This is a genomic window from Alteriqipengyuania lutimaris (assembly GCF_003363135.1).
In the GTDB taxonomy this organism is placed as follows: Bacteria; Pseudomonadota; Alphaproteobacteria; order Sphingomonadales; family Sphingomonadaceae; genus Alteriqipengyuania; species Alteriqipengyuania lutimaris.
In genome coordinates this window covers 1,885,026-1,904,970 of record NZ_QRBB01000001.1, presented here as the reverse complement: position 1 = coordinate 1,904,970, position 19,945 = coordinate 1,885,026, and the positions used below count along the sequence as shown (strand labels likewise).

General features: G+C 65.8%; 26 protein-coding genes. 18 read left to right on the top strand and 8 right to left on the bottom strand.

From position 1 onward, the window contains the following. The first annotated feature begins 4 nt into the window (after positions 1 to 4). The 3 genes from DL238_RS09090 to ruvX are packed head-to-tail and all read left to right on the top strand — an operon-like array spanning position 5 to position 2,879. The gene (locus tag DL238_RS09090) at positions 5 to 1,180 is read left to right on the top strand and encodes an AI-2E family transporter (protein ID WP_115491964.1); all 1,176 of its coding nucleotides are present in this window, start codon (positions 5 to 7) and stop codon (positions 1,178 to 1,180) included. A gap of 8 nt (positions 1,181 to 1,188) precedes the next feature. Continuing rightward, a complete protein-coding gene (locus DL238_RS09085) occupies positions 1,189 to 2,412 on the top strand; it encodes a DUF3089 domain-containing protein (protein ID WP_115491963.1) in 1,224 nt (407 codons plus the stop codon). After that, positions 2,391 to 2,879, top strand: a complete 489-nt coding sequence (gene ruvX, locus DL238_RS09080; RefSeq protein WP_115491962.1) for a Holliday junction resolvase RuvX — start codon at positions 2,391 to 2,393, stop codon at positions 2,877 to 2,879. Before DL238_RS09085 ends, ruvX begins: the two co-directional genes overlap by 22 nt. Positions 2,880 to 2,904: 25 nt before the next feature. On the opposite strand, the gene DL238_RS09075 is transcribed toward ruvX, so the two are convergent. The 3 genes from DL238_RS09075 to DL238_RS16120 are packed head-to-tail and all read right to left on the bottom strand — an operon-like array spanning position 2,905 to position 4,805. Continuing rightward, on the bottom strand, positions 2,905 to 3,675 hold the full coding sequence (locus tag DL238_RS09075; protein WP_199801320.1) for a transposase: 771 nt from the start codon (positions 3,673 to 3,675) through the stop codon (positions 2,905 to 2,907). Further along, positions 3,672 to 4,628 carry a hypothetical protein gene (locus tag DL238_RS09070; RefSeq protein ID WP_115491960.1) on the bottom strand — a complete coding sequence of 319 codons (957 nt, stop codon included), beginning with the start codon at positions 4,626 to 4,628 and terminating at the stop codon, positions 3,672 to 3,674. Before DL238_RS09070 ends, DL238_RS09075 begins: the two co-directional genes overlap by 4 nt. A 9-nt stretch (positions 4,629 to 4,637) precedes the next feature. Then, entirely contained in the window at positions 4,638 to 4,805 is a 168-nt protein-coding gene (locus DL238_RS16120) for a hypothetical protein (RefSeq protein ID WP_181883879.1), read from the bottom strand. Between the two features lie 126 nt (positions 4,806 to 4,931). Here DL238_RS16120 and DL238_RS09065 point away from each other — a divergent pair, with 126 nt between their 5' ends. Together DL238_RS09065 and DL238_RS09060 are read left to right on the top strand one after the other, a co-directional pair. Continuing rightward, positions 4,932 to 5,420, top strand: a complete 489-nt coding sequence (locus tag DL238_RS09065) for a PaaI family thioesterase (protein WP_115491959.1) — start codon at positions 4,932 to 4,934, stop codon at positions 5,418 to 5,420. Then, on the top strand, positions 5,413 to 5,826 hold the full coding sequence (locus DL238_RS09060) for a PaaI family thioesterase (RefSeq protein WP_115491958.1): 414 nt from the start codon (positions 5,413 to 5,415) through the stop codon (positions 5,824 to 5,826). The genes DL238_RS09065 and DL238_RS09060 overlap by 8 nt, the downstream gene beginning before the upstream one ends. Before the next feature lie 2 nt (positions 5,827 to 5,828). Here DL238_RS09060 and DL238_RS09055 read toward each other — a convergent pair whose 3' ends face one another. Further along, complete coding sequence (locus DL238_RS09055) at positions 5,829 to 7,979, bottom strand: transglycosylase domain-containing protein (RefSeq protein WP_115491957.1); 2,151 nt, start codon at positions 7,977 to 7,979, stop codon at positions 5,829 to 5,831. Positions 7,980 to 8,116: 137 nt separating this feature from the next. Here DL238_RS09055 and DL238_RS09050 point away from each other — a divergent pair, with 137 nt between their 5' ends. After that, entirely contained in the window at positions 8,117 to 9,406 is a 1,290-nt protein-coding gene (locus DL238_RS09050) for a hypothetical protein (protein WP_115491956.1), read from the top strand. Here the strand turns inward: DL238_RS09050 and DL238_RS09045 are convergent. Together DL238_RS09045 and cobS are read right to left on the bottom strand one after the other, a co-directional pair. After that, positions 9,393 to 9,932, bottom strand: a complete 540-nt coding sequence (locus tag DL238_RS09045) for an NUDIX domain-containing protein (protein ID WP_115491955.1) — start codon at positions 9,930 to 9,932, stop codon at positions 9,393 to 9,395. The genes DL238_RS09050 and DL238_RS09045 overlap by 14 nt on opposite strands. A gap of 1 nt (position 9,933) precedes the next feature. After that, positions 9,934 to 10,920, bottom strand: a complete 987-nt coding sequence (cobS, locus tag DL238_RS09040; RefSeq protein WP_115491954.1) for a cobaltochelatase subunit CobS — start codon at positions 10,918 to 10,920, stop codon at positions 9,934 to 9,936. Positions 10,921 to 11,014: 94 nt separating this feature from the next. Here cobS and DL238_RS09035 point away from each other — a divergent pair, with 94 nt between their 5' ends. After that, positions 11,015 to 11,863: an oxygenase MpaB family protein gene (locus DL238_RS09035; protein ID WP_115491953.1), complete on the top strand. Its 849-nt coding sequence runs from the start codon at positions 11,015 to 11,017 to the stop codon at positions 11,861 to 11,863. Positions 11,864 to 11,868: 5 nt separating this feature from the next. Here DL238_RS09035 and DL238_RS09030 read toward each other — a convergent pair whose 3' ends face one another. Next, positions 11,869 to 12,531 carry a winged helix-turn-helix transcriptional regulator gene (locus DL238_RS09030; protein ID WP_115491952.1) on the bottom strand — a complete coding sequence of 221 codons (663 nt, stop codon included), beginning with the start codon at positions 12,529 to 12,531 and terminating at the stop codon, positions 11,869 to 11,871. A gap of 69 nt (positions 12,532 to 12,600) precedes the next feature. Between DL238_RS09030 and DL238_RS09025 the strand changes: the two genes are divergently transcribed. The 8 genes from DL238_RS09025 to DL238_RS08990 are packed head-to-tail and all read left to right on the top strand — an operon-like array spanning position 12,601 to position 17,404. Then, positions 12,601 to 13,035, top strand: a complete 435-nt coding sequence (locus DL238_RS09025) for a VOC family protein (protein ID WP_115491951.1) — start codon at positions 12,601 to 12,603, stop codon at positions 13,033 to 13,035. Between the two features lie 12 nt (positions 13,036 to 13,047). Continuing rightward, positions 13,048 to 13,731, top strand: coding sequence for a glutathione S-transferase family protein (locus DL238_RS09020; protein WP_115491950.1), 684 nt, complete (start codon positions 13,048 to 13,050; stop codon positions 13,729 to 13,731). A 2-nt stretch (positions 13,732 to 13,733) separates the two neighbouring features. After that, entirely contained in the window at positions 13,734 to 14,087 is a 354-nt protein-coding gene (locus DL238_RS09015) for a DUF1428 domain-containing protein (RefSeq protein WP_115491949.1), read from the top strand. A gap of 10 nt (positions 14,088 to 14,097) precedes the next feature. Then, complete coding sequence (locus tag DL238_RS09010; protein WP_115491948.1) at positions 14,098 to 14,907, top strand: VOC family protein; 810 nt, start codon at positions 14,098 to 14,100, stop codon at positions 14,905 to 14,907. A 12-nt stretch (positions 14,908 to 14,919) separates the two neighbouring features. Next, complete coding sequence (locus DL238_RS09005) at positions 14,920 to 15,579, top strand: glutathione S-transferase family protein (protein ID WP_115491947.1); 660 nt, start codon at positions 14,920 to 14,922, stop codon at positions 15,577 to 15,579. Beyond that, positions 15,572 to 16,054, top strand: coding sequence for a VOC family protein (locus DL238_RS09000; RefSeq protein ID WP_115491946.1), 483 nt, complete (start codon positions 15,572 to 15,574; stop codon positions 16,052 to 16,054). Before DL238_RS09005 ends, DL238_RS09000 begins: the two co-directional genes overlap by 8 nt. A gap of 1 nt (position 16,055) precedes the next feature. Continuing rightward, the gene (locus DL238_RS08995; protein ID WP_115491945.1) at positions 16,056 to 16,730 is read left to right on the top strand and encodes a dihydrofolate reductase family protein; all 675 of its coding nucleotides are present in this window, start codon (positions 16,056 to 16,058) and stop codon (positions 16,728 to 16,730) included. Further along, positions 16,730 to 17,404, top strand: coding sequence for a glutathione S-transferase family protein (locus tag DL238_RS08990; protein ID WP_199801321.1), 675 nt, complete (start codon positions 16,730 to 16,732; stop codon positions 17,402 to 17,404). Before DL238_RS08995 ends, DL238_RS08990 begins: the two co-directional genes overlap by 1 nt. A gap of 5 nt (positions 17,405 to 17,409) precedes the next feature. On the opposite strand, the gene DL238_RS08985 is transcribed toward DL238_RS08990, so the two are convergent. Further along, positions 17,410 to 18,003 carry a J domain-containing protein gene (locus DL238_RS08985; protein ID WP_115491943.1) on the bottom strand — a complete coding sequence of 198 codons (594 nt, stop codon included), beginning with the start codon at positions 18,001 to 18,003 and terminating at the stop codon, positions 17,410 to 17,412. A gap of 54 nt (positions 18,004 to 18,057) precedes the next feature. On the opposite strand from DL238_RS08985, the gene DL238_RS08980 reads away from it, so the two are divergent. The 3 genes from DL238_RS08980 to DL238_RS08970 are packed head-to-tail and all read left to right on the top strand — an operon-like array spanning position 18,058 to position 19,937. After that, positions 18,058 to 18,336 carry a BolA family protein gene (locus DL238_RS08980; RefSeq protein WP_115491942.1) on the top strand — a complete coding sequence of 93 codons (279 nt, stop codon included), beginning with the start codon at positions 18,058 to 18,060 and terminating at the stop codon, positions 18,334 to 18,336. A gap of 3 nt (positions 18,337 to 18,339) precedes the next feature. Then, positions 18,340 to 19,047 (top strand): glutathione S-transferase, encoded by a 708-nt coding sequence (locus DL238_RS08975; protein ID WP_115491941.1) that lies wholly within the window; start codon positions 18,340 to 18,342, stop codon positions 19,045 to 19,047. Next, complete coding sequence (locus tag DL238_RS08970; RefSeq protein WP_115491940.1) at positions 19,044 to 19,937, top strand: pirin family protein; 894 nt, start codon at positions 19,044 to 19,046, stop codon at positions 19,935 to 19,937. Before DL238_RS08975 ends, DL238_RS08970 begins: the two co-directional genes overlap by 4 nt. Positions 19,938 to 19,945: the final 8 nt, after the last annotated feature.

Genomic DNA, 19,945 nt, shown 5'->3' with positions numbered 1-19,945 from the left:
GGCCATGCAGGACACAGGCGACACTCCCGATCAGGCAAGCACCGCCGACCCGGCGAACTACCCGCTGCCGGGCGTCGGCCCCGCTATCTCGCCCGAGCGCGACGAGTGGGATACCGCAAGCCCCGCCTACATCTCCAACCCCCTGCTGCGCCAGGAGGTCGGCAAGGCGCTGATCTGGGTCAGCGTGATCGGCCTCGTCGCGCTCGCGATCTATATCTCACAGGCGTTGCTGGTGATCTTCGCCGCACTGGTTTTCGCCTCGCTCGTCGATGGCGGATCGCGACTGATTGGACGCTATATCGGGCTGCCGCGCCCCGCGCGGATCGCCATGGTGCTGCTGGGGGCCATCGCCTTCCTCATCTGGCTCGGCTACTTCGCCGGCCAGCAGGTCACCGAACAGGCGGCGACCCTGCCCGCCATTGTCGAGGCGCAGCTCAACGAGCTGGTCAGCCTCGCCCGCCAGAACGGCATGGCGGTCTCGCTGTCGGATGCGCAATCAATGCTCGATCAGGTGCTTTCCGGCGTCGGCACCGTCACCCGCGCCATCGGCGGCATTGCGGGCGCCCTCGGCACGACCGTGATCATCCTCGTCATCGGCATCTACATTGCGCTCGAACCCAACCTCTACGAACGCGGCGTCGAATGGATGGCCCCGCGCGGCGAACGCAGCGAACTGCGCAAGACGCTCGCGCAGATGGCGCATACGATGCGCCGCCTGATGGCGGGCCGCGTCGTCGGCATGCTTTTCGAAGGCGTGTTCACCTGGATCGCGCTCGAATTGTTCGGCGTGCCGATGGCGGCATTGCTCGGGATCCTGACCGGCCTGCTGGCCTTCATTCCCAACCTCGGCGCGCTGATCTCCGGCATTCTCATGGCGATCGTCGGCTTCTCGGTCGGCGTGGAAACCGGCCTCGCCGCAATCGCGGTCTATTTCGTGGTGCAGACCTTCGACGGCTATGTCGTCATCCCCATGATCGCGCGCAAAACCGTGGACCTGCCCCCTGCACTGGTGCTGGGCGCGCAGCTGATCATGGGCGTCCTGTTCGGCATCATCGGACTGCTTCTGGCCGATCCGCTGCTGGCGATGATCAAAGTGGCGCTGGTTCGCCGGTCCGAAGCCAACGAAGTGGCCCAGGCGGCCGAACTTGCCCGAGGCACAGACATCGTGAGCGACACCTAGGGGGAAAGATGGTTCGCGCGTTTCTCTACTTCATCGCAACGATGGTCGTGCTGGTGATCGCGGGCATGTTCGCGCTCAACATCTGGTCCGACCAGGTGACCGAGTTCACCTTCACGCCCGATACCGAATTCGTCGAGCAGGATCCGCTGGAGGACAACGCCTACAACGATCCGGACATGTGGTATTCGCGCCCCGGCATCGGCACCAACGACCCCTCGCGCTACCAGCCCGCCATCGCGGAAACGCAGAACCCGCTGCCGCGCAGCGAGGACGAAGGCACGCTGGTCGAACAGGCCAGCGAGGCGGGATCGCACCGCGCATCCTCCGAAGATATCAAAGACGCCCCGCCCTTCGCGGTCTTCTTCGTCCACCCGACCAGCTACATCCCCACGCGTTTCGACGGCGGCGAGGTCAACTGGAACGCCGATTTCGGCAACGAGGAAGCCGAAGCGCGGGCCGACCTGTTCCTGCGCGGGCTCGCCAGCCCCTTCAACCAGGCGGCCGAAATCTGGGCGCCCAAGTATCGCCAGGCGCATGTCGGTGCCTTCGTGACCGCCAGACCCGATGGCCAGCGCTCGATCGATTCCGCCTATCGCGACGTCGCGCAGGCCTTCGACTATTTCCTCGAAAGCGTCGACGAGGACCGGCCGATCGTTCTTGCGGGCCACAGCCAGGGATCGCTTCACCTTCTGCGCCTGCTGCGGGAGCGGGTGAAGGGCCGCGATCTCGAGAACCGCATTGCCGCCGTCTACGCGGTCGGCTGGCCGATCTCGCTCGATCACGACCTGCCCGTCCTCCCCCTGCCCGGCTGCGAGCGTCCCAATCAGGCGGGCTGCATCTTGAGCTGGGCGAGCTTCGCCGACGACGGCGATCCGAGCCAGCTTCTCAGCCGGTTCAGGGATACCCCCGGTTTGGACGGCGAGGTCCGCGGCGATACGCCGATCCTGTGCGTCAATCCGATCACCGGCTTCCAGAACAGCGCCGCCCCTGCCGACGACAACAAGGGCACGCTGGTGCCCGACGAAAATCTCGCCTCGGGCCAGTTGGTCGCGGGTGCGGTCGGTGCGCGGTGCGATGAACAGGGCATCCTGCGGATCGGCGATCCGCCCGCAATGGGTTCTGCGGTGCTGCCCGGAGCGAACTACCACGTCTACGACATCCCGCTGTTCTGGCGGAACCTGCAGGAAGACGTCGTGACGCGGGTGCGCGAATGGGCGGCAGCGAACTCGTAGGCGAATCCGCCGCGCGGCTGGCCGAGGCGCTGCCCGATGGGGGCGCGCTGATCGGGCTGGACCTCGGCACCAAGACCATCGGCGTCGCCGTTTGCGACGCGGGCTGGCGCTTCGCCAACGCGCTGAAGACGCTGCCGCGCGGCAAATTCGGCCGCGATCGCGACGCGCTGCGCCAACTGGTGGACGAGCGCGGCATCCGTGGCTTCGTGCTCGGCCTGCCGCGCAACATGGACGGCAGCGAAGGGCCGCGCGCGCAGGCGAGCCGCGCCTATGCCCGCAATCTGGCCGAAGCTTTCGCGTTGCCGGTCCTTCTGTGGGACGAGCGCTGGTCGACCAAGAGCGCGGACGACGCGATGATCGGCCTCGATGTCAGCCGCCGCAAGCGCGCCGAACGGATCGATGCCGAGGCTGCGGCGGTGATCCTGCAAGCCGCGATCGATGCGGCGTCCAACGCGCCGCTCGACTGACGCCCGCGCCCGCTCGTGAGCGGCTTCACTGCGACAGTTCGGAAGCCACGCGGCGCATCGCGGCGCTAGGATGCTCTGCCGCAAAATGCTGCGCACAATCGCGTGCAGCATCGCTGCCCAGCGCCATGCCGATCCGCAGCATGACCTCGTTCGCGCTCGCATTGAGAACGCCCGCGATTTCGCCCTTTTCGAGGTCGAAGCGATACTGGTCGAACCACCCCTGCGCCGGATGCGCGGAGCAGATGTTGAGCGAGACCGAGAGGCTTGCCGGCGGATGCTGGCAATGCACGTCGCGGTGCGCGCGGTAGTGCAGCACGCGTCCCTCACTCAGCGCGGATCGCTCCATGAAGCGCAGGTCCACGGCCTCCCCCGGCTGACCGTGCACGCTCTCGTAGTCGTACTCGTAATAGTCGCTGACATAGCCGGGCCCGAAATAGCCCACGGTCAGGAAGTCGAAATTGTGATCGTGCGGCAGGCCGTAGACGAAGCTCGCCGCGCCGCTCGCCTCGAAAGCCGGGTCGGCGCGAGCGGGCCAGATATTGGCGCGCAGGAACCAGCCGTTGCGCGGCCCCGCCAGCATGATCGCCTGCGGGCCGTAAGCGGTCGCTTGTCCATCGCTTTCGCCGGCGATCTGCGCGATCAGCAGATCGCCCAGGAATGTGCGGTTGGCGGCAAGCCTTGCCAGCGCCTGTGCGGCGTGGCCAAGCGAGTCCTCGTCGCGCGGATCGAAGCCGGTCGCGTCGAGCCGCGCGACGCATTGCTCGAGCGACAGAGCCCCCTCGATCGTCGGTTTCAACTCGCGAGGCACGCGTCCGCCCGCAGGTTGGCAAGCTGTGGATAGGTTGCGCACAAGCGATCGCGCAGGTCGCGCGCCGGAGCCGCCAGCGGGTCCGAGCCGCGGTCCGCAATCGCGCAGAGCCCTGCAAATCCCGCGCCTGTCTCCAGCGCGAGCGCGTGGCGCAGCGCCTGCCAGCGCGCGCCCTCCCCGGCTTGTCCACAGGCATAGTCGGCGAGGGTGGGCGCAGCGTCGGACCGACCCATTGCGCCGAGTAAGGCTGCAGCGAGTTCCGCGCGTCCTTCGGCCGCGCTGGCCGAGGCACGGTGGACGACCCGCCCGCTCGCAATCTCGACCTCGTGCGTCGGCGCGGGTCTTTCGGGATCCAGCGCAAGTCTCAGCAGGACGACCGGAGCACCCTCGGCCAGAATGACGCCCGACTGGCCGCCGTCGCGGCGAAGCTGAACGCCTCGCTCCAACGGCTGCTCCTCGGCTTCGGGCGTCGCTCCTTCGCGAAAAGGATAGGTCTTCGCCCGCCCCCTCCCGGCCAGAACGATCTCGCGCCGCTCGCAATCGGTGAAGGCAATCGTGGACAGGCTCTCCGCAACACCGGGTGCCACTGCCATCACCGCCAGCGTCACCCGGTTGGCGTGATAGAGGTGCATGATCGCAGTGCCACCCGCATGGCTGTGCCGGAAAGAAAGCTGGGCCATCGGATTGTCGCGCCACGCCTGCATCATCGCGTTCAGCCAGTTGGCGACAAATCCGTGAGCGCCCTCCCCCGCCATGAGTCGGCCAAGTTGCGGACATTCTTGGAACGCGCGTCCTCCGGCTAGGGCATCGCATTCGCGCAGAACGCTCGCCACGTCTGGCCAGGCCGCCCATGCATCGCGCGCGGCCAGCACGCGACCCTGCGCAAGCGCCATCCAGGCCGGATCGCCAGCAAATTCCGCCAGCGCAGGGTCCACGCGCATCGCCCGGCCTCAGCCCGGGAACAGGGCGTCGGGCGGATAGGTGTCGTAGAGATAGACCATCAGGTAGACGAGCCGGTCGTCGGTATGGGCATTGGCCAGATCGGACAGGCTGCCGACGAGCCCCGGTGCGTCGGCGAGACCGGGCAGGCTGTCGAGCAGGATTTTGGGCAAGATCATGTCGCAAGAAGCTCCCTGTTGCGCGCGCAGCCCCCCGCCGCGCGACGCGCATGGATTCCCGCAGCCTGCCTGCAGAAGCGAATTAAAATATTGTCATCGCGGGATGCACCGCACAGGAAGACGCGCATGGAGAAACAGTCCTCCCCGAAACCCGACGCGCACCGCGATCCGTCCAATGTGTTCGATCCCAAGGCCGCCTCGCCCTTCCTTTTCGCAGGTGGGCATCCCGGCTGGCTCGGCCTCGCCTATCGCGATCATGGCGAGAACTGGACCGAGCTGACGCTGCCCTGGCGCGAGGAGCTGATGGGCGACGACGTGCGCCGTGTGATCGCTTCCGGTCCGATTTTCTCCATGCTCGACATGGCGGGCGGCATCGCGATCTGGACGCGCGAGAAGCGTTTCGTGCCGGTCGCCACGCTCGACATGCGGGTCGACTACCAGCGCCCGGCGGGCGAGCGTGCCGACGTCATCGGCCGCTGCGAATGTTTCCGCACCACGCGCTCCGCCGCCTTCGTGCGCGGCAGCGCGCATGATGGCGATCCGGACAATCCGGTGGCGACCATGGCGGCGGTCTACATGACGATCGGCAACACCGGAGCGCCCAGGAATGACTGAGCCCGATCTGCTCTCCAACTACGCCCGCTCGCTCGGCATCGAAGTCGATTCCTTCGAGGACGGCGTGCCGGTGCTGTGCGTCTCCGGCATCGACGCGATCGAGGGGCGTCCCGGCCATTTCCACGGAGGCGCGACCAGCGGGCTGATGGAGACCGCCGCCTATGCCGCGCTGCGCGTGGCGCTGCACGAGCGGGGCGAGGAAGCGCAGCTCAAGCCGATCAACATCACCGTCCAGTTCCTCGCCGCAGCGAAGAAGGCACCGCTTTTCGCCAAGGCGCGGATCACGAAGCTGGGGCGGCGCAGCGCCAACGTGAGCGTCGAGGCGTGGCAGGAGGAACGCCATCGCCCCCGCGCCAGCGCGGTGATGAACGTGATGATCCAGCGGACCGAGAACGCCGAAGCCTGAGGCTACTGCGCCGGAGCGGGTTCTTCCTCGCGCAGCGGCGCGATCTCGGGCGCGGTGCGGGGGGCATCGGCCGGTGCGTCGATCGGGGGTGCCTGCCTGTCCGGCGCTTCCTCGCGGATCGTGATTCCCTGCGCGTCGATGGTGATCTCCGACCCGTCCTCTGCCACCGGCTCGGGAATGTCGCTCGCGTCGGGCACGTCGAGCGGTTCGACCGGAGCGGTCGGGTCCTGGCGGCGGATCGGCGATGCCCGATCCCCCTGCCCCTGCGCGCGCAGCATGAAGCTCTTCCAGATGCGCGCGGGCAAACCGCCGCCGGTCACCCCGTCGAGCGGGGTGTTGTCATCGTTGCCGATCCACACGCCGACCACCAGATCGCCCGCGTAGCCCACGAACAGCGCGTCGCGATTGTTCTGCGTGGTCCCGGTCTTGCCGAAATTGAGCCCCGGGAGCTGCGCGGCGCGCCCCGTCCCGTCGTTGATCGCCGCGCGCAACAGCTGTTCCATCTCGCGGTGCGTCGAATGGGAGAAGCTGCGCGGAGCATTGAAAATGCGATCCCACAGGCCGCGCGGCTCGCGCACGAAAGCGGTCGGCCGCACGGGGTAGGAATTGCCCGCGATGCCCGCATAGGCCGCGGTCAGATCCATCAGCGACATGCCCGCCGTGCCGAGCGCGACGCTCGGGTCGCCGCGCGCGATCGGAGTCCGGATGCCCAGATCGCGCGCCAGTTCGATGACCTGGTCCGAGCCGACCTCGTTGAACATGCGCACCGCCGCGACATTGCTCGACCGCGCGAAAGCCTGTTCCAGCGTCAGGAAATCGGAATAGCGCCCGTCGTAATTCTCGGGCCGGTAGCTGCCTTCGGTAAAGGGCCTGTTGCTGACCGGGTCGTCCGGTTCGAAGCCATCCTGCAATGCGGCAAGGTAGACGATCGTCTTGAAGGTCGAACCCGGCTGGCGGCGCGCCTGCGTCGCCCGGTTGAAGGCGCTGTCCGAATAGTCCTTGCCCCCGATCATCGCCACGACCTCGCCATTGCGGCGCATGGCGACCAGCGCCGCCTGCGCATCGCCGAGCGGCGCGCTGGCGATGACGTCGCGCGCGATGCCCTGAAGCCGCGCGTCGAGCGTTGTGGTGAGCGCCTGCACCGCATAGCCCGGCGGGGCGCGGTCGCGCGCCTCGGGCAGCGCCCAGTCGGCGAAATAGGTGCCGGTGGGCAGGTCGTTGGTCAGCCGCATGTCGAGCTCGGGCGGGCGCATCGCCTCGGCCTCGCTCTCGGAAATGTATCCGGCCGAGACGAGACTCGCCTTCACCGCCTGCATCCGCGCCGCAGCACGCCCGTAATGCTTCGACGGGGCATAGGCCGATGGCGCCTTCAGCAGCCCGGCCAGCATCGCCGCCTGATTGGGCTGCAGCTTTTCCGGCTGGCGGTAGAAATAGTGCAGGCTCGCCGCACGCAGACCATAGGTATTGTCGCCGAAATAGGCATTGGAGAGATAGCGTTCGAGGATTTCGTCCTTGCTCAACCACGTCTCCAGCCAGAAGGAGATCAACACCTCGCGCGCCTTGCGCGAGAGCGACTGTTCGGGCGTCAGGAAGGTGAACTTGGCGAGCTGCTGCGTAATCGTGCTGCCACCCTGCGTCGGCCCGCCCGACATGTTGTTGAGCGTGGCGCGCGCCAGACCGCGCGGATCGATGCCCCAGTGGCTGTAGAAGCGCCGGTCTTCGGTCGCGAGGAACGCCTCGACCACGTGATCGGGCAGGCGGTCGATTTCCACCGGCTCGTCGTAGACCGCGCCGTTGCGCGCGATCGGCGTGCCATCGGCGGCCAGCAGCGTGACCTGCGGCGGCGCGATCGGCTCCAGCGACTTGGATAGCGGCGCGGTGAAGGCGAGCCAGATCACGATCAGGATCAGAAGCAGGACCATCCCGGCAAGCACGCGCACGCCCCAGAAGCGCGTACGCCGGTCGGTCAGGAAATCCCAGCTGCGCTGCCTCAGGCCCCAGCCGGTCAGCCCTTCCCGCTGGTCGATGAAGTCGTCGTCATCGCCGTCCCACGGATCGTCGACCATGCTTTCGGAGAGGCTGTAATAGCCCGAATGGCCGGCGCCCCCGGCTCCTTCGCGGCTCAGGCGCGGCTTGGCCTTTGATCCCCACATCCCGGCATGAATACCGCAAGCGCGTTAACCGTGCCAGCCGATCTTGGTCAGGCGGCAGCAAGCAATGCCGGGAAAAAACCTTCCATCGGTACCGGCTCGCGTTATCCTTGCCCGATCGATGGGGGAGGATCGAGCGAATGGGCACCTACACGCTGCTGGCCGACGAAAATTCGCGCTTCTCGAAAGACAGAAATCTCTTCAAGCCATTCAAGGCGCATGTCGTCTTCAATATCCTGGTCAACGGCGAACTGACGTTCTCCGACAACCAGATGATGTCGTCCCCCAACCTCAGGCTCCTGGTACGTGACGACGGCATCATCCGCACCCTGGTGAAGGATGGCCAAATCCGCGTCGCCTGTCGCGATCCCCACGGCGAGGGTCCGCAGACGCTGCAGGAGACGTTCGAGCAGTTCCTCGCCGAGCAGAAGATCCCGCCGGCCTATCGCGACCTGGGAGAAAGCCCCGAGATCGATTTCATGCAGCGGCACGGCTCGCTGGTTCCTTGGCAATATGATGCCGTGAGGCGCAATTTCACGAGCGAGTGCGAGAGGATCATCCTCGAACAGGGGCGGCGCTCGTTCGAGACCGCACAGGTCGATTTCCTCCACGACGCCCTGCGAGAGGAGTCGCAGGCGAACGAAGGGCTCGGCCGGATATTTCTCCAGCGCGACCTGCCCGACATGATGGACAAGGCAGGAATTCTGGACAGCGCACGTGCGCTGGAATTCCTCACGCGCTGTTCCGACGCGGTCTACCTGTCGAACCTGCCCAAGACGATCGGCCTGCAACCGATCTACGCCGAGGAGCATCGCGATTCCTTCATGCTCCTGCGCGGCGGGCGCTACGAACTTTCGGACATGGGCGATCCGCTCGACCTCAAGCCACGCCTCACCGCGAAGCATTTCACCGAAGGGCTCAACATGCTCGACGTGGAAGACATCGAGAGCGTCCACCAGAGCGACGCGTTCAGGGAGTTCCATCGTCTGAACAGCGATCCCGACCCCGTCGCCAGTTTCGATCCGCTGTTCATCGTCTATGGCGAGCTCAACCGCGTGATCGAGGACCGGATCTTCACCCGCTTCCGCGAACTGGCCGGGCACAGCCCCGCCCCCGACCCGCGCCAGTTGCGAAAGCAGTACGGGAGTTGGGTCTCGCAAGGGATCAAGCGTGCCACCGACGTGCTTTCGATCACGCCCGTCTTTCCGTCGATCAGCGGCGTGGCGCTGGGATGGGCAAGCAGCTTTCTGGTCGATGCGGTCAACGCGAAGATCAATCCGGAGCGCAAGCACATCGACGCCGCGATGCACGATCTGGAGAGGGCGGAGCTGGAAGCCTACCTCAGGAGCCAGGGCAAAGGCGATTCACTGCAGTTCGAACACGATGTCGAAGCGAGCGATGGCTTCGAGCGCGAAATCATCGTTCGCTGACGAGACGCACCGCAAGAAGAGCGGCCATCGTCACCGGACCGACGACACCCATTGCGTTGAGCTTCGCGGGCGTGAGTTCGGATATCGGAAGCTCGATCGTCTCGACGATGCTCTCGGTCGATTCGGCGCCTTCCATGTGCCTGCTCTGCCCGCCCGCTATCTTCGCGAGATAGCAATGGGTCGCGATGTTCCCTTCGAACTGCATGAGGGGGACGAGCTCGCCCGCCTCCAGCCCGGTCTCCTCCCGCAATTCGCGGCGCGCGTCCTCTTCGGGACCGCCTTCCTGGCCGCCGAACCCTTGCGGGATTTCGACGACGAACGCCTTGTTCTGATAGCGGTAGGCCCTGATGAGGACGACGCGGTCCTCGATCACGGGTACGATCGCCACCCCGTGCGGCGCGTTCCACTGCCAGCGGAAATAGGTGCCTTCGTGCCCGTCGGGAAAGCGCACCCGGTCGTCGTAGACCGTGGCGTAGTCGTTCTCGTAGACGACCCGTTCCTCCATGGTCTCGATGGTGCCTTTCAAGTCAGGCGGCTCCAACCACGCTTTCGGGCAGCTCGGTCCCGAACACGCGCTGGTAATACTCCGCCACCAGCATCCGCTCCGCCTCGTCGCACTTGTTGAGGAAGGTGACGCGGAAGGCGAAGCCGATATCCTTGAAGATCGCGTAGTTCTGCGCCCAGCTGATGACCGTGCGCGGGCTCATCACGGTCGAGATATCGCCGTTCATAAAGCCCTGGCGGCTGAGATCGGCGACCTTGACCATGTCCGCGATCGTGTCCTTTTCGATCTCGGGCACCTTGGCGGTGACGATTTCCTGCTCGGTCTCGGCCGGCAGGTAGTTGAGGCCTACGACCACGTTCCAGCGGTCCATCTGGCCCTGGTTGATCTGCTGGGTGCCGTGATAGAGCCCGCTGGTATCGCCCAGCCCGACCGTGTTCGAGGTCGCGAACAGGCGGAAGCCGGGATTGGGGCGGATCACGCGATTCTGATCGAGCAGGGTCAGCTTGCCCTGCGCTTCGAGCACGCGCTGGATCACGAACATCACGTCGGGGCGGCCCGCGTCGTATTCGTCGAAGACCAGCGCGACCGGGTGCTGGAGCGCCCATGGCAGCAGGCCCTCACGGAATTCGGTGACCTGCAACCCGTCGCGCAGCACGATGGCGTCGCGCCCGACGAGGTCGATGCGGCTGATATGCGCATCGAGGTTGATCCGCACCGTCGGCCAGTTGAGGCGCGCGGCGACCTGCTCGATATGGGTCGACTTGCCGGTGCCGTGATAGCCCTGCACCATCACGCGGCGGTTGTGCGCAAAGCCAGCCAGGATCGCCAGCGTGGTGTCCGGATCGAACACGTAGCTGTCGTCCCGGTCGGGCACGCGGTCGTCGGCCTTGCTGAAGGCCGGGACCTGCCAGTCGATATCGACGCCGAAAGTCTCGCGCACGTCGAGCATGGTGTCGGGCGCGCCGAGGATGGTGGTGTCGGAGGGCTTGAATGTCTTGTCTTCGCTCATCGCAGGCGGACGTAGAGAGGTTGCGCGACGCTCGCAAGCGGGCTTTGGCCCATGGATTTCCAATCGCGCCCCGCGCGCTATAGTCCACCGCGAGATGCCAGCGCCCCGCCCCGATCCGCTCGACCCGCTCCGCAATGCGATCCTGCGGCAGGTGCGCGCGGCGTTCAACGAAGGCAAGGTGCCCGAGAACCGCACGCCGCCCTCGGACGAGGCACTGTTCGCGAAGGACTCGCCCATCCGCATGGTCCATGCCGACGTGATGGGCATGATGATCGGCGGGATCAGGGGCCTGTTCCTCCAGATGCTCCATCCACCGGCGCTGCAGGGCGTGCTCGACTACTCGAACTTTCGCGAGGATGCCGAAGGGCGCTTCCACCGCACCGCGCAGTTCATCTCGATCACCAGCTTCGGGCACCGCGACCGCGCGCACGAGGCGATCGACCGGGTGAACAAGATCCACCGCAAGATCACCGGCACATTGCCCGATGGATCGCCCTATTCGGCGGGCGATCCGCGTACGCTGGCATGGGTGCACATTGCCGAGGCGTCCAGCTTTCTCGAAGGATATCTGCGCCATGCCAGGCCCGACATGCCGCTGGCAGAACAGGACGAATATTATGCGCAGATGGCGGTGATCGGGCGCGCGCTGCACGCCGATCCGGTCCCGACCAGCGTGGCCGAGGCGGACGCGATCATGCGAGAGTTCCGGCAAGAGCTGAGGACGTCGCCCGAAGCGCGCGAGATCGCGCAATTCGTGCTCGCGATCCGCCCGCGCGGCTTTCCTGCGCCCTTGCAGCGGGCGATCGGCGCCGAGGCTGTAATGCTCCTGCCCCCCTTCGCGCGATCGATGCTGGGGCTCTCGCGCCCCGGCCTCGCCGCCCTGCCCGCCCGCGCGACCAGCTGGGGGCTGGGTAAGACATTGCGCTGGGCGATGCGGCAGTAGCGCGCTCAGCGCGGCAGGTGGAACAGGTCGATGAAGCGCGCCGCCACCTCTGCATCGCCCTCGATGCTCGCGCCGACCGCATCGGCGGGCTGTTTGCCGTAGAATACCGCCGCCAGCTGAGGCGCTTCGGCGGCGATGAAAACCGCGTCCGTCCCGTCACTCTCACCGCGCACGATCGGCAAGGCACCATTCGCGAGGCTTGCGACGAAGCGATCCTCGCCGATGGCGAAGCCGATCATGGCGGACCAGTTTCCGGCCCTCCCCCGATCGAACATCGTGCGCAGCGAGATCATGAACGACACCGCCGACAGTGGCAGCGTGGGATCGTGCAGCGGCGAGGTCGCCGCCCAGCGGCCCAGCTCCTGGATAATGGTCTCGGCGGAATAGCCCCACTCGGTCAGTTCGTAGACCTGCGATGCGGCCGGCGGTGGCAGCTTGTGGCGGGTCAGCACGTTCGCGTCGGCCAGCGTCGACAGCCGCTCGGTCAGCACCTTCGCGCTGATCCCAGGCAGCGTCGCGCGCAGGTCCGAGAAGCGGCGCGGCCCCAGCAGCAGCTCGCGGATGATCAGCAGCGACCAGCGCTCCCCCACCAGTTCCAGCGCGAAAGCGGTGCCGCAGGCGTCGTCATACCAGCGGCCATGGACTTTAGTATCTTTTTGTAACTTCATTGTTGCCTTATGTAATCGTAGGGCGCATTGTTTTCAACATCGAGTCGGGGGCGAAGAGAGGACAGCACCATGGCCAGGATGATTTTCGTGAACCTCCCCGTCGCCGACGTGGTCGCATCGACCGCGTTCTACGAATCATTGGGATTCGAGAAAAACCCGCAGTTCAGCAACGAACAGGCATCTGCGATGGTCTGGTCCGAAGCAATCTACGTGATGCTTCTCGACCATGCGTTCTATGCAACCTTCACCGACAAGGCGATCATCGACGCGAAGAGCACCAGCGGCGCGCTGCTGTGCCTGACCTTCGACGACAAGGCTGCCGTCGATGCGATCCATGCCGCCGCGCGCGACGCCGGTGGCGGGGAGCCCCGCCCGATCGAGGACAAGGGCTTCATGTACGGCGGCGCTTTCGAAGATCCGGACGGGCACACCTGGGAAACGGTCTGGATGGACCCGGCGGCCCCCAGCGACGGCCCGCCGGCCGAAGCCGAAATCGACGCCTGAGGGACGGGCACCATGTCGATGATTAGTCCCGACGCCGAAATCGAAATCACCGGCTACCAGTGGGTCCCGCCGTTTGCGCGCGGCTTCGTGCGCGACCTGCGCCCGCGCTGGGCGTGCGAGGAAGCGGGCATCCGCTATCGCGAGCGGCTCGCCGATGTGACCGACAAGCCGGACTGGCTACTCGAAGCGCAACCCTGGGGCCAGGTCCCGGTTCTGCGCGACGGGGACATCGTGCTGTTCGAAAGCGGGGCGACACTCCTGCACCTGGGCAGGAAGAGCGAAACGCTGCTTCCCGGCGATCCGCAGCGCAATGCCGAAGCGATCTCCTGGCTGTTCGGAGCGTTCAACTCGGTCGAACCGTGGCTGTTCGAGTGGGTCAACGTAACCGCCTTCGCGCGCGATGAAGAATGGGCCAGGCTCCGCCGCCCGAGCCTTGAGGAGTTCATCGCCAAGCGCCTCGCCCCGCTCGAAAGGCTGCTCGGTGGGCAGAACTGGCTGGGCGAGACATTCACCATCGCCGATATCGCCATGGTCACCGTGCTCCGCGCGATCGGCGGCAGCGACCTGCTTTCGCCCCACCCCGCGACACAGGCCTACGTTGCGCGCGGCGAGGCCCGCCCGGCATTCCGGCAGGCGATGGCCGACCAGCTCGCCGTCTTCGACCGGCACGAACCACCAGAACCACAGGGAGAGTAAGAATGTACGTAAACGGATTCGTTCTCGCCGTGCCCAAGGGCAACAAGCAGGCCTATATAGACGTGGCGAAGAAATTCTGGCCGCTTGCCAGGGAGTTCGGCGCCCTCAGCCAAATCGAATGCTGGGAGGCCGACGTGCAGGACGGGCACACCACCGACTTCCGCCGCGCCACCAAGGCCGAGGTTGGCGAGAAGATCGTTTTCAGCTGGGTCACCTGGCCCGATCAGGCAACCGCCAAGGCCGCGGAAAAGAAGATGATGGAAGACCCGCGGATGGCGGAGTTCGGCGAGATGCCGTTCGATGGCAAGCGCATGATCTTCGGCGGATTCGACCCGATCCTCGAAGAACACGCCTGAGGAGGCCGTGATGACCGAAGATCGCGGAAGCTTCATCTGGTACGAACTGATGACCGACGATCCGGCGGGCGCGCGCGCGTTCTATCGTGCGGTCGTCGGCTGGGAGATCGAGGCCGAGGGGCAGGCGCTGCCGACGGGCGGCACCTATCGCATGATCGTCCGCTCGGACGGCGGCTTTGCCGGCGGGGTGCTCGAACTCACCGCCGACATGAAGGCCGGCGGAGCGGCCCCGGGCTGGCTGGGCTATATCCATCACCCCGATGTCGATGGTGCCGTATCGGCGCTGAAGGACGCGGGCGGCGCGGTCCACATGCCGCCGATGGACATGCCCGGCGTCGGGCGAATGTCGATGGTTGCCGATCCGCAGGGAGCGGTCTTCTACGTCATGTCCCCCACCCCGCCCGCCGACGATCCCGAGGCGAAAAGCGACGTCTTCTCGGTCGACCAAGCGCAGCACATGCGCTGGAACGAGCTGTGGACCACGGACCAGGACGCCGCCGTCGCATTATACGCCGAGCTCTTCGGCTGGACGCAGGAGAGCGCGATGCCGATGGGCGAGATGGGCGATTACCGCTTCATCGAGAACGATGGTGTGGGCATCGGCGCAGTCGGTAAGGCACAGCCCGATGGCGAAGGCTCGCGCTGGCAGTATTTCGCGGGAGTCGACGATATCGATCGTGCCTGTGCGGCTGTGACCCAGAACGGCGGCAAGCTGCTCAGCGACCCGCAGCAAATTCCCGGCGGCGAATACACCGTCTATGCCCATGATCCGCAGGGCGCGACGATCGGACTCGTGGGGCCTCGAAGCCAAGGGGCATAAGGGAAACCGAGCATGGCCGACTATACGTTCTACACCAACCCGAAGAGCCGCGGACAGATCGCCCGCTGGGCTCTGCACGAAGCCGGTACCGATTACGATCATGTGATCGTCGAATACGGGCCCAACCAGCCCGAAGCTTTCGTGAAAGCCAATCCGATGCGCAAGTTCCCCACGCTCGTGCATCACCACGCCGATGATAACGGGGGCGTCCACGACCACGTGGTGACCGAAGCGGCGGCCATCTGCCACTACCTCGCCGAGATGCACCCCGACGCGGCGCTGCTCCCCGACACGCACGAGAAGGCGGATTACTTCCGCTACCTGTTCTTCGCCGCGGGGCCGGTCGAGCAGGCGGTCGTCGCGAACAGCATGGGCTGGAGCGCGGGTGACGATCCGCAGAAGCAGGGCATGCTCGGCTACGGCAGTTTCGACCGCATGGTCGACACGTTCGAAGCGATGCTGACCGGGCGCGACTACGTGTGCGGCGACCGGTTCACCATGGCGGACGTCTATGTCGGGTCGCATGTCGATTGGGGCATGCAGTTCGGATCGCTGCCGAAGCGCGACGTGTTCGAAGCCTATGCCGACCGGCTGAAGCAGCGCGGCGCGTACCAGGCCGCTAAGAAGGTGGACGCAGACCTGATCGCCCAGCGGGAGGCGGCCAATGCCTGATACCAAAGCCACCATCTGCCTGTGGTTCGACAAGGATGCGGAGGAAGCCGCGCGTTTCTACGCTGCGACCTTCCCCGACAGCGCTTTGGGCGAAATCCAACGCGCCCCCTCCGATAACCCTTCGACCAGGCAGGGCGAAGTGTTGCTGGCGACGCTCACGATCTGCGGGCTGCCTTATCTGCTGCTCAATGGCGGCCCGGCGTTCACGCACGACGAAGCCTATTCGCTCCAGATCCATACCGAGGATCAGGAGGAAACCGACCGGCTGTGGAACGCGATCGTCGGCAATGGCGGGCAGGAAAGCGCGTGCGGCTGGTGCAAGGACAAGTGGGGCGTCTCTTGGCAGATCACGCCGCGCGCCCTGACACACGCCCTGGCAGCGGGTGGTGAGGAGGCGAAGCGCGCCTTCGAAGCCATGATGCAGATGCAGAAGATCGATATCGCAGCGATCGAAGCCGCACGACGGGGCGACTGAGATGGCGCGCAGAATTACCGGGGCCGCGTTCCTGTCGCTCGACGGAGTGATGCAGGCCCCGGGCGGCCCTACCGAAGATCCGACGGGTGGGTTCGACCAGGGTGGCTGGGTCTTCAAGCTGTGGGACGAGGGGATCGACGAGACGCTGGGCGCGCTGTTCACGCCGCCCTACGACCTGCTGCTGGGGCGGCGGACCTACGATATCTTCGCCGCCTACTGGCCCTATGCCGATGGCGACAACAAGCCGATGGGCGAAGCCTTCGACGCGGCGAACAAGTATGTGTTGACGCGCGGCGACCAGCCGCTCGAATGGCAGAACAGCCACCGGATGCGCGGTGTCGAAGACATTTCCGCGCTCAAGCAGACCGAGGGGGCCGATCTCGTCATCCAGGGATCGAGCCAGATCTACCCCGCCCTCCTCGCCGCAGGGCTGATCGATCAGCTGATCACGATGACCTACCCGGTGATCCTCGGCCGCGGGAAGCGGCTGTTCGGCGAAGGCACTCTGGTCGACAAGCTGGAGATGACTGACCACCGCGTGACGGCCAAGGGCACGGTGGTGGCGACCTACACCCCCGGCGGCACGCTGCCCCCCTACCCCGACGAAGCGCCGATCCCGATCACCAGCGACCGCGAGCTGGAACGGCGCAGGCGGATGGAAGAAGGCACCTGGTGATGCTGGAACTCCACGGGCACCCGTTTTCTTCCTACACTTGGAAGGCGCTCATCGCGCTTTACGCCAATGATACGCCGTTCACCTTCGTGCAGTTGGAAGGCGGCAAGCCGTTGCACCAGCAATTCTGCGGAAAGGTTCATCCCGGCGGGCACATTCCCGTGCTGGTCGACGATGGCAATGTGGTGGTCGAGGCGACCAGTATTGTCGAACATCTCGCCGTGCACCATCCCGGCCCCTCCCCGCTGATTCCCGCGGACCCTGCCGAGGCAGTAATCGCGCGCATGATGGACCGCGTGTTCGACAATTATGTGATGGGCAACATGCAGCGCTTCGTTTCGAGCTGGTTCGTAAGCCGCGACCGTCCTGAAAAGGGTATGCGCGAGACGCCAGATGCAGCCGAACAGGCGGCCGCCCGGATGCGGCTCAATCAAGCCTACAACTGGATCGAGAACTGGCTCGGTTCCAATAGGCTACCGCCGCATGTCAGCCTCGTTACCTGCGCCGCGGCGCCCTCGCTATTCTACGCCGACTGGATCGAGCGCATTCCCGCGGATTGCCCGCGTGTTGCCGCGCTACGCGCCGAAATGCTCGGGCTGCCTGCGGTCGCTCGTTGCGTGGAGGATGCGAGGCCCTATCGCGAGTTTTTCCCGCCCGGCGCGCCAGACCGCGACTGAACCGGTCAGGCGATCGCCGCGCTTTTTCTCAGCAGCTGGTACGCCTCCACCACGCGCCCCAGCCGCGCTTCGTGGCTGCGGTCTCCGCCGTTGCGGTCGGGATGGTAGCGCCGGACCAGCTCGGAATAGCGCTGCCGAAGCCGTTTGCGGTCGGTCTTCGCACCCAGCCCCAGAACCTCCAGCGCCTGCGCCTCTTCTTTCGAGAAGCGCCCGTCCATCGCCATTTCGGCCTCGCGCCGTGCACGGCTCTTGATCCCGCCTGCACGCGCCGAAATCGCATCGAGCGGATCGTCGAATTCGGCCCAGCGTGGCATTCCGTCGACGCCTGCGGTCGGGCGGAAGGCGGGGCTTTCGGTCTGCCACCCGGCGGCGGGAGATTGCGCACGCAGGATCTCGTCCGCGCTCATGCCGTCGAACCAGTCGTACCCGGCGTTGAATTCGCGAATATGGTCCAGACAGAACCAGCGCCACTCGCCCGGCCCGTCGAAGCTGTTGCCGTAGGCTCCGGGCGCACGAAATTCGCCGGGCTCGTCGCAGGCGGGGTGGGAACACAATCTTCCGTCCGCTTCGTGGCGGCCATGGAACCGGGTCTGTCGCATAGCGCTTTAGTGTGGGATAGCGGGACGCGAATTTCAAAGGGACCGAGAGACGATATGGCCGAAACCGTGGCCCAGGAGATGGAACGGCGCCTGCGCGATGCATTCGCGCCCGACACGCTCGACATCATCAACGACAGCGCGAAGCACCGTGGCCACATGGGCGACGACGGCAGCGGCGAATCGCATTTCACGATTGCGATCGAGGCTGCGGTCTTTGCCGGCAAGTCGAGGCTGGAGCGTCAGCGGATGGTCAACGCGGCCCTCGGCGACATTCCCGGCGACCGGGTCCACGCCTTGGCGATCAAGGCCAGCGCGCCGGGCGCGGGAGGCTAACCAATGGCATACGACCTCTGGTACTGGACCGGCGCACCGGGGCGTGGCGAGTTCGTGCGCGTCGCGATGGAGGCCGCGGGCATAAGCTACCGCGACCGCGCGCGCGAGGATGGCGTGGATGCGCTGGTCGACGACATGGAAGCACGCACGGGCATTCGGCCCTTTGCGCCTCCATATCTGGTCGATGGCGATATCTGCATCGCCCAGGTCGCGCATATCGTGACCTGGCTGGCCGACCGGCATGGGTTCGGCGGCAAGGACGCGCGCAGCAATCTCGAGCTTATCATGCTGCAGCTGACCGTCACCGATATCACCGCCGAGGCGCACGACGTGCACCACCCGATCGCCGACGCGCTCTATTACGACGATCAGAAGGACGCGGCCAAGCGCGTGGCGGAGGATTTTCGCGAGAAGCGGATGCCGAAGTTCTTCCGCTATTTCGAGGATGCCCTGTCCGCCAACGACGGCCCCTTCGTGCTGGGTGAGAAGTGGTCCCACGTCGACACGTCGCTGTTCCAGCTGGTCGAAGGCCTCCGCTATGCCTTTCCGCAACGCATGGCAGCGATCGAAGGCGATTATCCGAAGCTGATCGCGTGCCGCGACGCGATGGCGCAGCTTGACGGGCTGAAGGCATACCTTGCGTCGGATCGCCGGATGGCGTTCAACGAAGACGGTATTTTCCGCCACTATCCGGAGCTCGACGCCGCATGATTCCCGGACCCGTAGAAGCGACCATCAAGCCGACCAACCACGATCTCGGCGATTTCGAGGTCCGCCGCGCGCTGCCGTCGAAGCATCGCCGCATGGTCGGCCCCTTCATCTTCGTCGACGAGTTCGGCCCGGCGCGCCTGCCTCCCGGCGGCGGTATGGACGTACGCCCGCATCCGCACATCAATCTCGCGACCGTCACCTGGCTGTTCGAGGGCGCGATCGACCACCGCGACAGCCTCGGCACGTTCTCCACGATCGAGCCGGGGCAGGTCAATCTGATGACCGCGGGCAGCGGGATCGTTCATTCGGAACGTTCGCCCGAGAACGACCGAACCGGCGGTCCGCGCATGTTCGGAATGCAGACCTGGCTCGCCCTTCCCGACGGCAAGGAAGAGATCGACCCCGCGTTCGAAGCGGTCGAGAATCTGCCCGTGATCGAGGACGGCGGCGCGCGCGCCATCGTCATCATGGGCGATTTGTGGGGAGAACGCGCCACCACCACGACCTACGCCGACACGATCTACGCCGAAATCGTCCTCGCGCCCGGCGGGCAGTTGCCGATCGATTCGCCGGCGGACGAGAGGGCGCTGATGGTCGTAGACGGCGAGGCGACGCTCGATGGCGAGGAACTGCCACTTTACTGGCTCGTGGTCATCAAGCCCGGCGACGCCCCCGCATTGCGGTCCGAAAAGGGCGCGCGGGTGATGCTGCTGGGTGGGGAAAGCTTTTCCACCAAACGCCACGTCTACTGGAATTTCGTCAGCTCGGACCGCGACCGGATCGAGCAGGCGAAGGAAGACTGGGCAAACGGCCGCTTCCCCACGGTGCCGGGCGACGAGGAGGAGTGGATTCCCCTGCCCGACAAGCCCAAGACCGTGACCTATCCGTGATCGGCCAA

Excerpts from the sequence above, each read along its gene's own strand:
- DL238_RS09060 (WP_115491958.1), top strand. The coding sequence starts at position 5,413 with ATGACTGAGCCCGATCTGCTCTCCAACTACGCCCGCTCGCTCGGCATC.
- DL238_RS09035 (WP_115491953.1), top strand. The coding sequence starts at position 11,015 with ATGCCAGCGCCCCGCCCCGATCCGCTCGACCCGCTCCGCAATGCGATC.
- DL238_RS08970 (WP_115491940.1), top strand. The coding sequence starts at position 19,044 with ATGATTCCCGGACCCGTAGAAGCGACCATCAAGCCGACCAACCACGAT.
- cobS (WP_115491954.1), bottom strand. The coding sequence starts at position 10,920 with ATGAGCGAAGACAAGACATTCAAGCCCTCCGACACCACCATCCTCGGC.
- DL238_RS09070 (WP_115491960.1), bottom strand. The coding sequence starts at position 4,628 with ATGCGCGTGGACCCTGCGCTGGCGGAATTTGCTGGCGATCCGGCCTGG.
- DL238_RS08990 (WP_199801321.1), top strand. The coding sequence starts at position 16,730 with ATGCTGGAACTCCACGGGCACCCGTTTTCTTCCTACACTTGGAAGGCG.
- DL238_RS09050 (WP_115491956.1), top strand. The coding sequence starts at position 8,117 with ATGGGCACCTACACGCTGCTGGCCGACGAAAATTCGCGCTTCTCGAAA.
- DL238_RS09085 (WP_115491963.1), top strand. The coding sequence starts at position 1,189 with ATGGTTCGCGCGTTTCTCTACTTCATCGCAACGATGGTCGTGCTGGTG.
- ruvX (WP_115491962.1), top strand. The coding sequence starts at position 2,391 with ATGGGCGGCAGCGAACTCGTAGGCGAATCCGCCGCGCGGCTGGCCGAG.
- DL238_RS09025 (WP_115491951.1), top strand. The coding sequence starts at position 12,601 with ATGGCCAGGATGATTTTCGTGAACCTCCCCGTCGCCGACGTGGTCGCA.
- DL238_RS09090 (WP_115491964.1), top strand. The coding sequence starts at position 5 with ATGCAGGACACAGGCGACACTCCCGATCAGGCAAGCACCGCCGACCCG.
- DL238_RS08995 (WP_115491945.1), top strand. The coding sequence starts at position 16,056 with ATGGCGCGCAGAATTACCGGGGCCGCGTTCCTGTCGCTCGACGGAGTG.
- DL238_RS08985 (WP_115491943.1), bottom strand. The coding sequence starts at position 18,003 with ATGCGACAGACCCGGTTCCATGGCCGCCACGAAGCGGACGGAAGATTG.
- DL238_RS09015 (WP_115491949.1), top strand. The coding sequence starts at position 13,734 with ATGTACGTAAACGGATTCGTTCTCGCCGTGCCCAAGGGCAACAAGCAG.
- DL238_RS09030 (WP_115491952.1), bottom strand. The coding sequence starts at position 12,531 with ATGAAGTTACAAAAAGATACTAAAGTCCATGGCCGCTGGTATGACGAC.
- DL238_RS09020 (WP_115491950.1), top strand. The coding sequence starts at position 13,048 with ATGTCGATGATTAGTCCCGACGCCGAAATCGAAATCACCGGCTACCAG.
- DL238_RS09010 (WP_115491948.1), top strand. The coding sequence starts at position 14,098 with ATGACCGAAGATCGCGGAAGCTTCATCTGGTACGAACTGATGACCGAC.
- DL238_RS09000 (WP_115491946.1), top strand. The coding sequence starts at position 15,572 with ATGCCTGATACCAAAGCCACCATCTGCCTGTGGTTCGACAAGGATGCG.
- DL238_RS09065 (WP_115491959.1), top strand. The coding sequence starts at position 4,932 with ATGGAGAAACAGTCCTCCCCGAAACCCGACGCGCACCGCGATCCGTCC.
- DL238_RS09005 (WP_115491947.1), top strand. The coding sequence starts at position 14,920 with ATGGCCGACTATACGTTCTACACCAACCCGAAGAGCCGCGGACAGATC.
- DL238_RS09055 (WP_115491957.1), bottom strand. The coding sequence starts at position 7,979 with ATGTGGGGATCAAAGGCCAAGCCGCGCCTGAGCCGCGAAGGAGCCGGG.
- DL238_RS16120 (WP_181883879.1), bottom strand. The coding sequence starts at position 4,805 with ATGATCTTGCCCAAAATCCTGCTCGACAGCCTGCCCGGTCTCGCCGAC.
- DL238_RS08980 (WP_115491942.1), top strand. The coding sequence starts at position 18,058 with ATGGCCGAAACCGTGGCCCAGGAGATGGAACGGCGCCTGCGCGATGCA.
- DL238_RS08975 (WP_115491941.1), top strand. The coding sequence starts at position 18,340 with ATGGCATACGACCTCTGGTACTGGACCGGCGCACCGGGGCGTGGCGAG.